We start from the raw sequence: 16,881 nt of genomic DNA, 5'->3' as shown, positions 1-16,881 counted from the left end.
GGGGTACTTATTTCCCCCGGGATTTCATTTATCTATTACTATACAGGTATCCGTTTTTCTCATGTGTCGCCCCATCGGCTGTGGTATACTTCAGGATGTAGAAGTACGTTCCGTCCGGTAATGGTTCGGACGAACTGATCGTCGCTCTTCCGTCTGAGTATCCTTTGAATACTTTATCGTTGTTGTTGTATCCTTTGGTTTCGAATACCTGAACACCCCAACGGTTAAAGATCAATACTTCGTTATTCGGATAACATTCGATACCGGCGATATATAAGATATCGTTGCTTCCATCTCCGTTTGGAGAAATCGCATTGAACACATTAATCGTACAACCGTCTACTTTTATTACGGTTGGATTATTACCTACCAGGTCATGATCATCCGAACTGTCGGTTACAACCTCTCCCTGTGGACTCGTTCCGTTTACAAAAGCCTGATTGCTTACTGAACCGGCGATAATATCCGCCTGAGTGATCACATAAACCGCAGTAAACGTAGTACTGTCGCTTGCTCCTACGGCCAGGTTAATCGGTCCACCGTTTACCACCACACCCGGTAGCGGATCGGTAACCATTACATTCGACAAGCTTGTATTTCCGGTATTGGTAACCGTAAAGCTGTAGGTTATCGTTTCGCCGGCCTGAGCAATACCATCGTGGTTGTTATCGTTAAACACACCTGTTTTGATCAATGCAATACTTGGTGTCTGAATTAACGGTGTTACGGTACAATCCGGACACGCTGGATCTACCAACGGATCGTTCGGATCAATAGGTGTCGGATCTTCCGAATCCTCTACTACCGTACTACCATCCGGAGCCGTACCTTCCACAAATGCCAGGTTGTAAACCGCTCCTTCATCGATATCCGACTGTGTGATTGTATATAGCGCTGTAAACGTCGTGTTATTTGTCATACCCGGCTCCAGACTGCTTAAAGGTCCTCCGGTTACCGTTACAATCGGATCACTGATTGTGATGTTTGTGATCGTTACATTACCGGTGTTAGTCACTGTAAACGTATAGGCAATCGTATCACCAACATTTACAATTCCATCGCCATTGGTATCCTGATACGTGCCATCTTTATAAAATGCCAGTTGTGGATTTTGAGGTAATATCGTTACCGTTGGCGTATCGTTCGTTGTACTCGTTCCGGAGGTATCCTGAACCGGATTTCCTTGTGGAGACGTACCACTTGCAATAGCCGTATTACTAATCTGACCGTTGTTGATATCAGACTGTGTTAGTACATAAGTAGCTGTAGCCGTTCCAATAGCACCCGGTGCTAATGTCGCTGGCGTTACCGCAAGGTTCGTCACACCTAATAATGCATCGTTGATCACAAGACCGTTAACCGTTACGTTACCCGTGTTGGTTACTGTAAACGTATAGGTAATCGTCTCACCAACCTGTGCAAAAGTATCCGCATTGGTATCGTTAAACACCGCTGTTTTTACTAAGGCAATTGCAGGGTTTTGCGGTAAGGTTGTTACCGTTGGCGTATCGTTCGTCGTACTCGTTCCTGAGGTATCCTGAACCGGATTACCTTGTGGCGATGTACCACTTGCGATAGCCGTATTACTAATCTGACCGTTATTGATATCAGACTGCGTCAATACATAAGTAACTGTAGCTGTTCCGATAGCGCCCGGTGCTAATGTTGCTGGCGTTACCGCTAAGTTGGTTACACCTAATAAGGCATCGTTGATTACTAATCCGTTAACCGTTACATTTCCAGTATTGGTTACTGTAAACGTATAAGTAATCGTCTCACCTACCTGAGCAAAAGTATCGGCATTGGTATCGTTAAATACCGCTGTTTTCACTAAGGCAATCGCAGGGTTTTGTGGTAAGATTGTTACCGTTGGCGTATCGTTCGTTGTACTGGTTCCTGAAGTATCCTGAACCGGATTACCCTGTGGCGATGTACCGCTTGCAATAGCCGTATTACTAATCTGACCGTTATTGATATCCGACTGTGTCAATACATAAGTAGCTGTAGCCGTTCCGATAGCGCCCGGTGCTAATGTCGCCGGCGTTACCGCTAAGTTGGTTACACCTAATAATGCATCGTTGATCACTAATCCGTTAACCGTTACGTTACCCGTGTTGGTTACTGTAAAGGTGTAGGTAATTGTCTCACCAACCTGTGCAAAAGTATCCGCGTTGGTATCGTTAAACACCGCTGTTTTTACTAAGGCAATCGCAGGGTTTTGCGGTAAAGTTGTTACCGTTGGCGTATCGTTGGTTGTACTTGTTCCCGAGGTATCCTGAACCGGATTACCCTGTGGTGATGTACCGCTTGCAATAGCCGTATTACTAATCTGACCGTTGTTGATATCAGACTGTGTTAGTACATAAGTCGCTGTAGCTGTTCCGATAGCGCCCGGTGCTAATGTCGCCGGAGTCACTGCTAGGTTCGTCACACCTAATAAGGCATCGTTGATCACTAATCCGTTAACCGTTACGTTACCCGTGCTGGTCACTGTAAAGGTGTAGGTAATCGTCTCACCAACCTGAGCAAAAGTATCCGCGTTGGTATCGTTAAATACCGCTGTTTTAACTAAGGCAATCGCAGGGTTTTGCGGTAAAGTGGTTACCGTTGGCGTGTCGTTCGTTGTACTCGTTCCCGAGGTATCCTGAACCGGATTACCTTGTGGCGATGTACCACTTGCAATAGCCGTATTACTAATCTGTCCGTTGTTGATATCCGACTGCGTCAATACATAAGTAGCTGTAGCCGTTCCGATTGCTCCCGGTGCTAATGTTGCTGGCGTTACCGCAAGGTTCGTCACACCTAATAATGCATCGTTGATCACTAATCCGTTAACCGTTACGTTACCCGTGTTGGTCACTGTAAAGGTGTAGGTAATCGTCTCACCAACCTGAGCAAAAGTATCGGCATTGGTATCGTTAAACACCGCTGTTTTTACTAAAGCAATCGCAGGGTTTTGCGGTAAGGTTGTTACCGTTGGCGTATCATTCGTTGTACTGGTTCCCGAGGTATCCTGAACCGGATTTCCCTGTGGAGACGTACCGCTTGCGATAGCCGTATTACTAATCTGACCGTTGTTGATGTCGGATTGTGTTAGCGTATAGGTAGCTGTAGCCGTTCCGATAGCACCCGGTGCTAATGTAGCCGGAGTTACCGCAAGGTTCGTTACACCTAATAACGCATCGTTAATCACTAATCCGTTAACCGTTACGTTACCCGTGTTGGTTACTGTAAACGTATAGGTAATCGTCTCACCAACCTGTGCAAAAGTATCCGCATTGGTATCGTTAAACACCGCTGTTTTTACTAAGGCAATTGCAGGGTTTTGCGGTAAGGTTGTTACCGTTGGCGTATCGTTCGTCGTACTCGTTCCTGAGGTATCCTGAACCGGATTACCTTGTGGCGATGTACCACTTGCGATAGCCGTATTACTAATCTGACCGTTATTGATATCAGACTGCGTCAATACATAAGTAGCTGTAGCTGTTCCGATAGCGCCCGGTGCTAATGTTGCTGGCGTTACCGCTAAGTTGGTTACACCTAATAAGGCATCGTTGATCACAAGACCGTTAACCGTTACATTTCCGGTGTTGGTTACTGTAAACGTATAGGTAATCGTCTCACCAACCTGTGCAAAAGTATCCGCATTGGTATCGTTAAACACCGCTGTTTTTACTAAGGCAATTGCAGGGTTTTGCGGTAAGGTTGTTACCGTTGGCGTATCGTTCGTTGTACTCGTTCCCGAGGTATCCTGAACCGGATTACCTTGTGGAGACGTACCGCTTGCGATAGCCGTATTACTAATCTGACCATTATTAATGTCTGATTGTGTCAATGTATACGTAGCTGTGGCCGTTCCGATAGCACCCGGTGCTAATGTCGCCGGAGTTACCGCTAAGTTGGTTACACCTAATAAAGCATCGTTGATCACTAATCCGTTAACCGTTACGTTTCCGGTATTGGTTACTGTAAACGTATAGGTAATCGTCTCACCTACCTGTGCAAAAGTATCCGCGTTGGTATCGTTAAACACCGCTGTTTTAACTAAGGCAATCGCAGGGTTTTGTGTCAGGGTTGTTACCGTACATTTCGGACAACCGGAATCATATCCGTTATCTCCAGGTTGTGAAGGATTTGTTGGATCTTCCGATTCATCCGTAACCGGGCCTCCAGTTGGATCTTGACCGGTAACAGTCGCTAAATTTCGAACAAATCCATTATTCAGATCCGCCTGTGTGATTGTATGGGTTGCCGTAACCGTTACACTTTGTCCTTGTGCCAAAGTCGCAATAGTTGCCGGGGAAATACTACCTGCATCCGCATTAGTATCCGTTACCGTAATATTGGTAACTGTTACATTTCCAGTGTTGGTTACTACCAAAGTATAGTTGATCACATCACCAACGCTATCATAGGTTCCGTTGGCTGCGTCTTTTGTTAACGTTAATTCCGGTTCCATTACAAAAACCGTTACTACCGCTGTATCACAATTCGTTGGATTTAATACCTGACAAATCTGATACGTCAACGTATACGTTCCACCAGGTGTTCCTGGAATTACATCTACATTTCCATTCGGATTTAAAACCAAATTCGGATTTGGTACCGTAGTCGTTAAGATCACTTCCGATGGAACTACTGCGGTTCCATTTAAGGTGTCATTCGTATATACATTTACAACATTCGTCGCACCTGTGGTTCCGTTGATGTTCGTAGCCGAATCATTCGCTGCGTCGATCGCTGGTGGTACTACTGTTACACTTACTACCGCTGTATCACAGTTTGTTGGGTTTAACACCTCACAAATCTGATACGTCAATGTATAGGTTCCTGCCGGAGTTCCCGGAATTACGTCTACGCTTCCATTTGGATTTAAAACTAAATTCGGGTTTGGTACTGTAGTGGTTAAGATTACTTCCGATGGAACTACTGCCGTTCCGTTTAAAGTATCGTTCGTATATACATTTACAACATTCGTGGCGCCTGTGGTTCCGTTGATGTTGGTAGCGGAGTCATTCACTGCGTCGATCGCCGGTGGTACTACGGTTACACTTACAACAGCCGTATCACAGTTTGTTGGATTTAATACCTCACAAATCTGGTACGTCAATGTATAGGTTCCTGCCGGAGTTCCCGGAATTACATCTACATTTCCATTCGGATTTAAAACTAAATTTGGGTTTGGTACCGTAGTCGTTAAGATCACTTCCGATGGAACTACTGCGGTTCCGTTTAAGGTATCGTTGGTATACACATTTACAACATTCGTGGCACCTGTGGTTCCGTTGATGTTCGTAGCCGAATCATTCGCTGCGTCGATCGCCGGTGGTACTACTGTTACACTTACTACAGCCGTATCACAGTTTGTTGGGTTTAATACCTCACAAATCTGATACGTTAATGTATAGGTTCCTGCCGGAGTTCCCGGAATTACGTCTACGTTTCCATTCGGATTTAAAACCAAGTTTGGGTTTGGTACCGTAGTCGTTAAGATCACTTCCGATGGAACTACTGCGGTTCCGTTTAACGTATCGTTCGTATATACATTTACAACATTCGTCGCACCTGTGGTTCCATTAATATTTGTAGCCGAATCATTCGATGCATCGATCGCTGGTGGTACTACTGTCACACTTACTACCGCTGTATCACAGTTTGTTGGGTTTAACACCTGACAAATCTGATACGTTAAGGTGTATGTTCCTGCCGGTGTTCCCGGAATTACGTCTACATTTCCATTCGGATTTAAAACTAAATTCGGGTTTGGTACCGTAGTCGTTAAGATCACTTCCGATGGAACTACTGCCGTTCCATTTAAAGTATCGTTCGTATATACATTGACAACATTCGTGGCACCTGTGGTTCCGTTGATGTTGGTAGCCGAATCATTCGCTGCGTCAATCGCCGGTGGCACTACCGTTACACTTACTACAGCCGTATCACAGTTCGTTGGGTTTAATACCTGACAAATCTGATACGTCAATGTATAGGTTCCTGCCGGAGTTCCCGGAATTACGTCTACGTTTCCATTCGGATTTAAAACTAAATTCGGATTTGGTACTGTAGTGGTTAAGATTACTTCCGATGGAACTACTGCCGTCCCGTTTAAAGTATCGTTCGTATATACATTTACAACATTCGTGGCACCTGTGGTTCCGTTGATATTGGTAGCCGAGTCATTCACTGCGTCAATCGCCGGTGGCACTACCGTTACACTTACTACCGCTGTATCACAGTTTGTTGGGTTTAATACCTGACAAATCTGATACGTCAACGTATACGTTCCTGCCGGAGTTCCCGGAATTACGTCTACGTTTCCATTCGGATTTAATACCAAATTCGGATTCGGTACTGTAGTCGTTAAAATAACTTCCGATGGCACTACTGCCGTTCCGTTTAACGTATCATTCGTATATACATTTACAACATTCGTGGCGCCTGTGGTTCCGTTGATGTTGGTAGCCGAATCATTCGCTGCATCAATCGCCGGTGGTACTACTGTCACACTTACTACCGCTGTATCACAGTTTGTTGGGTTTAACACCTGACAAATCTGATACGTTAATGTATAGGTTCCTGCCGGAGTTCCCGGAATTACGTCTACGTTTCCATTCGGATTTAATACCAAATTCGGGTTTGGTACCGTAGTCGTTAAAATGACTTCCGATGGAACTACTGCCGTTCCGTTTAAGGTATCATTCGTATACACATTTACAACATTCGTGGCACCTGTGGTTCCGTTGATGTTGGTAGCCGAATCATTCGCTGCGTCAATCGCCGGTGGTACTACGGTTACACTTACAACAGCCGTATCACAGTTTGTTGGGTTTAACACCTGACAAATCTGGTACGTCAATGTATAGGTTCCTGCCGGTGTTCCCGGAATTACGTCTACGCTTCCATTTGGATTTAAAACTAAATTCGGGTTTGGTACTGTAGTCGTTAAGATCACTTCCGATGGAACTACTGCGGTTCCGTTTAACGTATCATTCGTATATACATTGACAACATTCGTGGCACCTGTAGTTCCGTTGATGTTCGTAGCCGAATCATTCACCGCGTCAATCGCCGGTGGCACTACCGTTACACTTACTACCGCTGTATCACAGTTTGTTGGATTTAATACCTCACAAATCTGGTACGTCAATGTATAGGTTCCTGCCGGTGTTCCCGGAATTACGTCTACATTTCCATTTGGATTTAAAACTAAATTCGGATTTGGTACTGTAGTCGTTAAGATCACTTCCGATGGAACTACTGCGGTTCCGTTTAACGTATCATTCGTATATACATTGACAACATTCGTTGCACCTGTAGTTCCGTTGATGTTGGTAGCCGAATCGTTTTCTGCATTGATCACACTAATTGCACGTGTTGGTGTAATTGTGGATGTATTGTTTGTTAAATTCGGATCACTTTCATTACCTGAAATAACCGCACTATTGGTATAGGTTCCGGTTGCGTTTACTGTAGCTGTAAGCGTCAAAGTATACGACTGTCCATTGGTCATATTACCAATCGTCCATAATCCGGTTACGTTATTAAACGTTCCTCCGGTGGTTGTTGCAGATACATATGTATAACCACTTGGCAACTGTTCCACAACCTGAACACCGGTAGCATTTCCGGCTCCGTTATTTGTCGCCACAATAGTAAAGACAATCTGATCCCCTACCGATGGTGCCATGGTTGCAGTCGTTTTGGTTACAGCCAAGTCGGCCGAAACTGTCGGCGTAATGGTATTGTATTTAATATTATTACAATTCTCCACAGCCGTACCGTTTAAACACTCCAAATGCGGATCCGTAGGTGGATTGGTTCCCGGGTTGGTTGCATCCGGATCGGTAACGTCTGCCGGTCGTATAATACTGGCTTCCACTGTTAAGGCTTGTCCGCCTGCAGATGCGCCAACGGTTCCATTAATGGTAAACACCACTTGTCCGCCATTGGTCATATTCAGATTCGCGGAATAGTTGCCAGTAACCGGATCGATTGTTCCGTTTACCACGACAACCGTTCCCTGGCTGTTAACATAGGTTACCGAGCTAATGGTAAAACCAGCCGGTACAATAAAGTTAAAACCGGCTCCGGTTACGGCACTCGGTCCGTTATTGGATACGGTTACCGTATAATGCATATTCTGTCCGGCAATAACCGTTGTAGTCGACGGTACAATACTCACTACTTCCAGATCGGCAGCAGCAACTACGAGGTCCAGATTTTTTACCACAACGGCTCCCGGTACAAAACTCCAGGTATCCATTGATTTTTCGTTTCCGAAACTCGACGATCCGGTTCCACTGTTTCCACTTCCGCTACTTCCGGAAGTGTACAAGCCCCATTTATGACCGTTAGTATTACTGGAAATTCCATTGCTTCCGGACGCCGTAGGATTCGACTTGTGTGTTGCCATACCTCCAGAGATATCGCTATCATCCCAATATACCAGATCTCGGTTTGGTGTAAATAAATTGTAGCTGTTATCCAGCTGCTCTATAATAATTCCTCCCGGGTTAATCTCCATATCGATAAACGGAAAGTGTACTTCTGCCCCAAATAATTGTACACGAATTTCCCCGATATTCGTTCCCGCCGGAAGGATGTTTCCATTTCCGTCTCTACCGTCCCAAAATACGGTATTGGTTCCTACGATACAGTTTCCTGTGATTGTTCTTGTTGGAAAACCTCCCAGAATCTCAATTTTGTAGGTACCGGCCAGATTTGAATCAAAACCGATATACGCGCCTTTATTACCCGATAAATCCGGTGTTCCTTCCACTCCGGTATAGGTAATATTGGACGCTGTTGGCGTTAAAACCGAATTTTTTAACCAGGTTGTGGTTCCGCCACTCATACTGGCACTTGTTGGTAAATCCAACGCCGGTTTTGAGTAGAAAATTTTATGAGTTACATTCGACCCGGAATCCGCACTTCTCGGATCGTGGATCCGGAATTGCGCATCGGTCGGATCTGAAATATCCAAACTTTTATACGAAGGGTTTCCCGAAGCGGTCAGGAAGCCTTTATTGTTTACGAAGAAGGTAAATCCTACTCCATTCGAACCATTATTACTCACACGATACGCAATACCATCGCGTGTTAAGACATACATATTTCCGTAAAAAGCCTTATTCGCCAAAAAGGAAGATCCTGAGATATGCAGGTTTAGGATATTGGTATATACCCTTCCGTTAACCCAGGCCGAATTGGCACTGTTCCGTACCGATACATCCCAGGCGGCAATCAGTTCGGTATTGGTTCCCTGTGTCCAGTTAGCATCGGCCGCAATGTCCGTTACACTTGGTGTAGACGAACTCGTTTCCGATCCCGACGGCAAAAATTCTACTTTCCAGATTCCTTCGTTTCCGGCTGTTACTACGGTAGTATAAGGCTGGTAGCGGTTAGCTCCCGTTGCCTGTCCCGAGTATAAAGGCCCGGCTAACTCTTCGGCTCTGCTCGCGATTCTACCAATGGCATTGTTTGCCGAAAGATAAACCGTACCATCCGGTGCCGTTAGTCGGATTCTACCATTGCCCACGCCTTGTGCACTGGAAGCTGCAGCAATCGTTTCGCCGACTTTTGCATACACATAATGCGTCCCCAATGTTTTAAAAGGCCAGGACCGTATGGTTGTCCCTCCAGATTCATACTGATTACTGTATAAAAACGCACGGTTCCCGGTGGCACCCGAAGGATAAAAATCCTTACTACCATCGGCAAACATTACATTCCATAAACCGGTAATCATAAAAATAAAGAACAAGAAGCAGTATTTTTTCATGTTGAAAAACAACATTTGAATACAACTACTTCCCTGTCGATAGGACAAATTCTTGTCGCTATAACTGTAATTTTCGTTCATTTTTTTGGTTTTTAATTTTACTCTCTTGTAAGATTTTGCAAGTGCGAAATTCTAAAAACCGAAAGGGTAAAACGTTTCAATCGTGTGGCATGACGTACTTCCCACACGATTGAAACGTGTATAAAAATTTACAAAACACTGTTTAACAATTAGTTATAAATAAACCGTAAAAAATCACGTAGAAATACGGGTGCAAAAAAACCGGATTTTCGATCCGGTTTTTGGTTATTGTTTTGCGTTAATTTTTTTAGGGTTGTCGGTATTCCGACGGAGTGCATTCCATCTGACTTTTAAAATAACGGTTGAATGTCACTTTGGAATTAAATCCGCTTTTAAATGCAATTTCTTCCAGGTTCGTTTCCGGCTCTTCCAAAAGTAATTTGCAGGAATGATTTATTCTGTAGGTATTGATGTATTGATAAAAAGTCTGGTTGATTTTTGTATTGAATAATTGTGTCAGGTGGTGTTTTGGAATTTTGACTTTTCGGGACAGGCTTTCCAAAGAAAGTTCGGTATCGAGAAAAACCTGTTCCGTTTCCATTATCGTGTTGAGCTTTTGTTCGTATTCCCTTAATATTTCAACTGTGAGTGCCGATTTTTGATATTGCCGCGGAGCCGAGAGCGGAACCGTTTCTTCCAATTCTTCTTTCACTCCGGCTTGTGCCAACAGGTTATTGATGGAATATTTAAAAATCAGAAAGGAAACAAACAACATCGCTCCATAGATTATAATTCCCGGAAGCAACGAACCGATGTCTTCTTTTCGGAGTATTTTTGAAACAATAATGCTGGCAAGCAAACTGGCAATTAACAGTAACCATGTCGCTCCTGAGTTGATCAACTTTCTAACGTGGTTGTCAGAAATAGCCTTTTTATGGTTTAAGAAAATATATAAAACATAGCCAACCATCGATACCACCACACCGGAATAGAGTATTTCAAAATAATACAATCCGTAATCGCGGCGCCATTCCGGAAAAATCAAAAAAATCACATAGCCAATCGTTGCCACCAAAAACGGACTCCCATGTTTTATAACGTTGCTCCGACTTAACCATTTTTCGTGATTCGAAAACGACAGGAAAAACAACATGGGACCATACAACAATCCAAACGGTGCCGCGCGATCGATAAATGACAACTCTTCAAAATAATAGCGGGACAAAAAGGCGTAGGCCGAATGGAATAAAGAAATCCATACCACATAGCGGATAACTTTATCAAATAATTTATCGGATTGGGTTTTCAGAATTACATATAGTGTAAGGGCGTTACAGCCAAACACCAGTGTTAATAACATAAAGAGCATAATATCGTCTGCTTATAAATGTTGTACTTTTATTTTATAATAAGACGGTAAATAGCCGGTATACTCTTTAAAATAGCGGTTAAAGGACGTTTTGGAATTAAATCCGCAATCATAGGCCAACGATTCGATCTTAATTCCGGAATCTTCTTTCAGACAGGAAATGGCATATTCGATTCGCAATTCCGCTATATATTGGTAGAAATTTTTCCCGAGACAACCGTTTAGCAATTGCGATAAATGATGTTTCGGGATTGTTGTTTCGGTAGAAAGCATTTCGAGCGAAATATCCGGATTGCGGTAAATATTGGTTTCGCGGACACATTTTTCGAGGGTTTCCATATAAGCCAAAGAGGTAGACACATCGATACCCGGCAATATCGCCTGACTTCCTTTTGATTTTCTTATTCCCTTTTCTTTTTTCCCGTAAAATACCAGAAATATCAGAATCAGAACACTAAAAAGCCCCAGTTGAAAAAACAACATCGAAACCGGATCAAATCCAAAATCCAATATTCCAAACCCAACGCGGAGCGCCAGAAGGACTACTAATAAAGCGGCAAAATAACAACCGTATGCTAATACTTGTAGAAATTCTTTTTCAAAAACCGGAGCCGGATGTTCTTTTTTGCTTGCAACCGTCACTGCTACGGCATACGAACACAATGAAATAGCCAACGCCAACAGATAGATCGTATAATACAATTGCCAGCCGCCAAACGCAACAGCATCCACTTTAAAAACAAGATACACTCCGCTAAAAATAAAAAAAGGAAGTGTGTGTATCCAAAGTTTAACCGGTTCCATTTTACGAACAATCAGGAGCAATAACGGACCGTAAAGCAGTCCGAACGGTACACGCTGATTCCAGTAGAAAGATGCAAAGTGCACAATCGACAGTATTAAAATAAGCTTTAAAACACCTTTTAGTCGGGCATTATCAAACAATATTTTGATATACATAATCTTGTATTTAGGATTGACTTCAACATTCTCATAGCACTAGTTATCAATTCTAAAATTTGGGGAATACAAATATCTATAGTTCAAAACAATTCCTTTGTACGGATTCTTTATCGAATATGTAGAATTATTTCTACAAAAACAGTCTGTAAATCTTGTTTATTTTTTTGTAATATTGAACCTTCTCCGACAACCCGAACAGGATCAGATTGTCAAAACCGTTCCTATGACTCTTTTTTCACGTCTTTTAGTACTATTTATAATCAGCACAATGCCAGCATTTGGGCAGCAGGAACGCTCTTATAAATGGTATACTTCCGACAATGGAGAGCTGCCACAAAACAGTGTTAAATCGATCGTTCCGGATAAACTTGGTTTTATCTGGCTGGTAACCGAAGACGGTTTGGTTCGTTTTGACGGTCAACAATTTAAAGTCTACAACAGTGAAAACATCAAAGGGTTGAAATCCAACCGGATGAAATTTGCTAAAAAATTATACAGCGGAGAAGGCAATTATGTTAGTAATGATCTCGGTCAGATTTTAAAAATTGAAACCGATCCGAAACTCTATTACAAAGACGGAAAAGACATTCATGCGTTAAATGAAACCGGGCGATTGTTTGGTAATAACATCAAAATATCGGCTTCTTTTTTTAAATATTACCGCCGTTATGATGTCTTGATCAAAGATAAAGTATTTCAGTTTTATCCGGATAGTATCAGCTATTTCTCGGTGAGCACTAAAAAACGGATTAGCGGTTACCCGCATAAACTGTCACTCGATTCGGAGTTGTTTGTCCTGAACAATACACTCTATCTGAAAAGTAAAAAGCAGTATTTTGAAGTTACCCCTCAAAAGCTGGTTCCGACACGAATTGATCAACAAACTGAAGAAGACGGTAGTATCTATATCAATAATGCCGTTGATCAGGCCTTTTTGTATGCCAATCAAAAACTGTATTATCTGACAGCCGATCAAAACGGTTTGCATAAAAAATTGATCCTATCCAATTTTGATGTTGAAAAGCAAAAAGTACATGCATTCTATTACAACACCAAATTAAACATCCTCTACCTGGGTAGCCTTACCAAAGGTTTTTTAATTATCCGTCCGGAATATTTTAAAAGTTATGTCGACGAACAGGATCCGGTGACGTACTCTAATGTTTTATTCGATTCGACCCGCGTATTGACCGGAAAAGGACAAATTATAGACTATAGAGGAACGATTAAACATCTCACACCTCCATTAAAAGGTGAAAAGTTCTTTTCGGTAATCGATAATAACGGTGACATTTGGACATTGGATATCCGTAACCTGTATCGTTATAAAAAAAGCACCAATTATACTACTTCCGACCGTTGGACGCTTCAGTATTTTATGAGTGCGGTTTATAAAGATGAAAAAGGCCGGATCTGGATTGGAACCACCGACAGTAAGACGTATAAAAAAGGACAATTATATGTAATTGATCCGAATGCGATAGCGCCCAAACTCGTTCCTATTGCCGATCTGAATTTTTCACCGAACAGTATCTACAAAGATAGGAATTCCGGAGTTTTGATTGGCTCTCCTTCCGGATTGTACCATATGAATACGGAAACCAAATACATCACACCAAACAGCGTTATAGGCGAATCGTATATTCGTGGTATTCATTGTTCCGATCGGAATAATATCTGGGTATATACCTATAATAATGGTTTATTTCTGATCCGGAATCACCAGGGAACCACTCACTTCCCTTTCGACAAAAACAAGTATATCCGTTCGGCACATTGTGTAGTCGAAGACCAGAAAGGTTTTATCTGGATTCCCACGAACAAAGGATTGTTTCAGATTTCCCGACAAAGTCTGTTTGATTATGCCGACAAAAAACAAAAAACCATTTATTATCATTATTACAATAAAAGTTCCGGTTTTAGCACCAATGAATTTAATGGTGGTTGCTTCCCGTGTGCTACCAATCTTCCCAATGGTTATATAGCCTTACCCTCTTTTGAAGGGCTCACTTTTTTCGACAGTAAAAAGGTTACTCCTATCCTACCGACCAATCCGATTTATAGTAACGAGGCTAAAGTGGACGATCGCTCGGTTACTTTTAACGATACACTCGTTATAAACCGGGATTTTAGTCGTGTGGTCATTTCCTTTAACAGTCCGTTTTACGGTAACCCGGAAAACCTCACTATTGAAGTCCGTCTGGATGGAAACGATGTACATCAGAACTGGACAAAAACCAACGACAATCATACCATTTCCTATACCACCTTATATCCGGGTGAATATACGTTAACCGCTCGTAAATTAAGAGGATTCGATTCGCAATACGATTATAAAACGATCACGATTATAGTTCCTCCGGCTTTTTGGCAAACAACATGGTTTAAAAGTTTGCTAATACTCACGGTTTCTTTATTGATTTATTACGGATTCCGTCAGCGTACCAAATACATTCGCCACCGAAACCTGTTACTCGAAAAACGGATTTCACACCGCACTGCCGAATTAAAAAGTACGATTACCGCACTTACACGAACACAAACGGATCTGAGTGAACAGATTCATTCGCATAAAAAACTCATCGGCTCCATTACCCACGACATTAAAAGTCCGCTAAAATACATGGCCTTAACCGGGAAATATCTGTATGAAAATCTGGATCGCGATAATCCCGATTTTCAGGAGAATATCAAAACCATGTATACGTCGTCGTTCGAATTGTACCACTTTGTAAACAACCTGTTGGAATATTCTAAAATCTATCTGAATAAAGACAATTTACAAAATGAGGCTTTTGTACTTCGTGATTTGATCAATGAAAAAATAAAACTCTTCGATCCGATTGCAAAATCCAAACGCAACGTATTGGAAAACAATATTTCAGACGCTATTTATCTCAACCTCAACAAACAGCTTTTTACGATCATTTTACACAATCTGCTGGATAATGCGATAAAAAATACGGTCGACGGAACGATTCGTTTTAGTGCGGTTCAGGACGGTGATTCCATCCGTATTATCCTTACCGATACCGGATGTGGTATGCATGCGGAAATGTTGGAATATTACCAGACACTGGCTCAGAAGATGAAATCCGAAAACGACCGGAAACAGTTTACCAAAGGAATCGGTTTCCATATTATTATAGAGTTGTTACATCTGGTTTATGGAGATATCACTTTGGAAAGTGAAGTCGGAAAAGGAACCACAATTACCTTAAATCTAAAGCAATAGTTTTTAACTATTTTCTTCGTAAAGTTTAAAGAGATCGGCCAGAGAAACGACATTTTTGATATCCAGTTTTTCAAAAATCCGGCCTTTATAAGTACTAACCGTCGACATCTGGATATTGAGATGATTGGCAATTTCAAGATTCCCGTAACCGTTCACCAGCAATCGGCTAATTTCCAGCTCCCTGTTGGAAAGTCGTTCGAGCGGATTGGTTTGCGAAACATTGTTTAACAGGTCGTTGATCAGTTTGTCTTTCAGACTGTCACTGATATATTTTCCGGTAGTCATTACTTTCCGAACCGCTTCGACAATTTCTTCTTCGTTCCCTAATTTATTCAGATAACCATTGGCTCCCGAATTGAGGTACCGCATCGCATACAGGTCTTCTTCAAAAGCCGAAAACATCAGAATTTTCACATTTGGATCGATTCCTCTGATTTTTTCGATCATCAAAACATTATTGCCTCCGGGTAAATTGATATCCAGAATAATCAGGTCGAAAGTAGTTACAACCATTTTTTCCAAAACCCCGTTTAGAGTATCGGTCTGGTTGATAATGATATTCGGTAGCGAATATTTCAGGATCAACGATACGCCCTGTCTTACCACACTATGGTCATCGGCTATCAGTATGTTATATTCGGAAGTCATGCGGATGGGAGGAGGTTGGTTTCCTTACAAAGATATATTTTTTTATTCCGTTCTTTATATAAGGAACCCTAAAAAGTGTATCAATTATCCCGTCGTTTACTACAAATTGGTAAAATAACTGCCATCCGGATTTTCGCTGGCTGCAAGCAACAATTCGTACTCTTCATTTTTCATTTTATGTACATATTGATTTAGCTCGCGCGTATATAAATTCAACAGATCTGCCGATTCTTTCATTCCCTCAATCAGCATTCGCAACTCCTCCTGATTTAACTGTGTTTCTTTTAACAGGTCGGACACGCCTAAAATCTGCGTAACCGGTTGTCGTACTTCATGGGATATTTTAAAAAGAATTTTTTCCAGTCTTCGGATTCTTTTTTCGCGTTGTTCGTCCAGTTTCTTTTTCTCATCAATCGGAACGCGAATTGAAAAATACTGTGTAATTTTATTATGGACGTCAAAAACCGGAAAGATTATCGAATATACCCAATAATAACTTCCGTCTTTTGCTTTGTTTCGGATTTCACCATCCCATACATTACCGTTACCGATAGTCTTCCACATGGTTTTAAAAAACGTTTTCGGATGATGCCCGGAGTTTAGTATCCGATGGTTTTTTCCCAGTAATTCCGTTTCCTCATATTTAGAAATTTCGCAGAACTTCTGGTTGGCATAGATGATATTTCCTTTGATGTCCGTGATTGAAGAAATAATATTAAAACTGCTATCTTCCGAATTCTTGTCCAGTAAAATCCGAAGATCCTTTATACTCTTTTGCATTATAAAAATCGTCGATTGTAATTTGCTCAATAATGAAGTTACAAACTTCATCCCCTAAAAACAAATTTACAAAATGCAACCGCT

At 42.0% G+C, this 16,881-nt stretch carries 6 protein-coding genes; 1 reads left to right on the top strand and 5 read right to left on the bottom strand.

The window, feature by feature from the left end; genetic code table 11:
* Positions 1-28: 28 nt before the first annotated feature.
* From AAFN64_RS09365 to AAFN64_RS09355, 3 genes are all read right to left on the bottom strand, one after another.
* Positions 29-9,862 (bottom strand): gliding motility-associated C-terminal domain-containing protein, encoded by a 9,834-nt coding sequence (locus AAFN64_RS09365; protein ID WP_347760227.1) that lies wholly within the window; start codon positions 9,860-9,862, stop codon positions 29-31.
* 247 nt (positions 9,863-10,109) lie between these two features.
* Positions 10,110-11,162 carry a helix-turn-helix domain-containing protein gene (locus tag AAFN64_RS09360; RefSeq protein ID WP_347760226.1) on the bottom strand — a complete coding sequence of 351 codons (1,053 nt, stop codon included), beginning with the start codon at positions 11,160-11,162 and terminating at the stop codon, positions 10,110-10,112.
* Positions 11,163-11,183: 21 nt separating this feature from the next.
* The gene (locus AAFN64_RS09355) at positions 11,184-12,131 is read right to left on the bottom strand and encodes a helix-turn-helix domain-containing protein (RefSeq protein WP_300487063.1); all 948 of its coding nucleotides are present in this window, start codon (positions 12,129-12,131) and stop codon (positions 11,184-11,186) included.
* Positions 12,132-12,402: 271 nt separating this feature from the next.
* Here AAFN64_RS09355 and AAFN64_RS09350 point away from each other — a divergent pair, with 271 nt between their 5' ends.
* Complete coding sequence (locus tag AAFN64_RS09350) at positions 12,403-15,369, top strand: ATP-binding protein (protein ID WP_347760225.1); 2,967 nt, start codon at positions 12,403-12,405, stop codon at positions 15,367-15,369.
* Positions 15,370-15,372: 3 nt separating this feature from the next.
* Here AAFN64_RS09350 and AAFN64_RS09345 read toward each other — a convergent pair whose 3' ends face one another.
* Both AAFN64_RS09345 and AAFN64_RS09340 read right to left on the bottom strand, forming a co-directional pair.
* Complete coding sequence (locus tag AAFN64_RS09345; RefSeq protein ID WP_300487069.1) at positions 15,373-16,017, bottom strand: response regulator transcription factor; 645 nt, start codon at positions 16,015-16,017, stop codon at positions 15,373-15,375.
* 99 nt (positions 16,018-16,116) lie between these two features.
* The gene (locus tag AAFN64_RS09340) at positions 16,117-16,848 is read right to left on the bottom strand and encodes a PAS domain-containing protein (RefSeq protein WP_347760224.1); all 732 of its coding nucleotides are present in this window, start codon (positions 16,846-16,848) and stop codon (positions 16,117-16,119) included.
* Between the last annotated feature and the right edge of the window lie 33 nt (positions 16,849-16,881).

It is taken from the genome of Flavobacterium sp. CAU 1735, assembly GCF_039888695.1.
GTDB lineage: Bacteria > Bacteroidota > Bacteroidia > Flavobacteriales > Flavobacteriaceae > Flavobacterium.
Note: the sequence above shows the minus strand (reverse complement) of the source record. Positions and strands in the feature narration are given on the sequence as shown.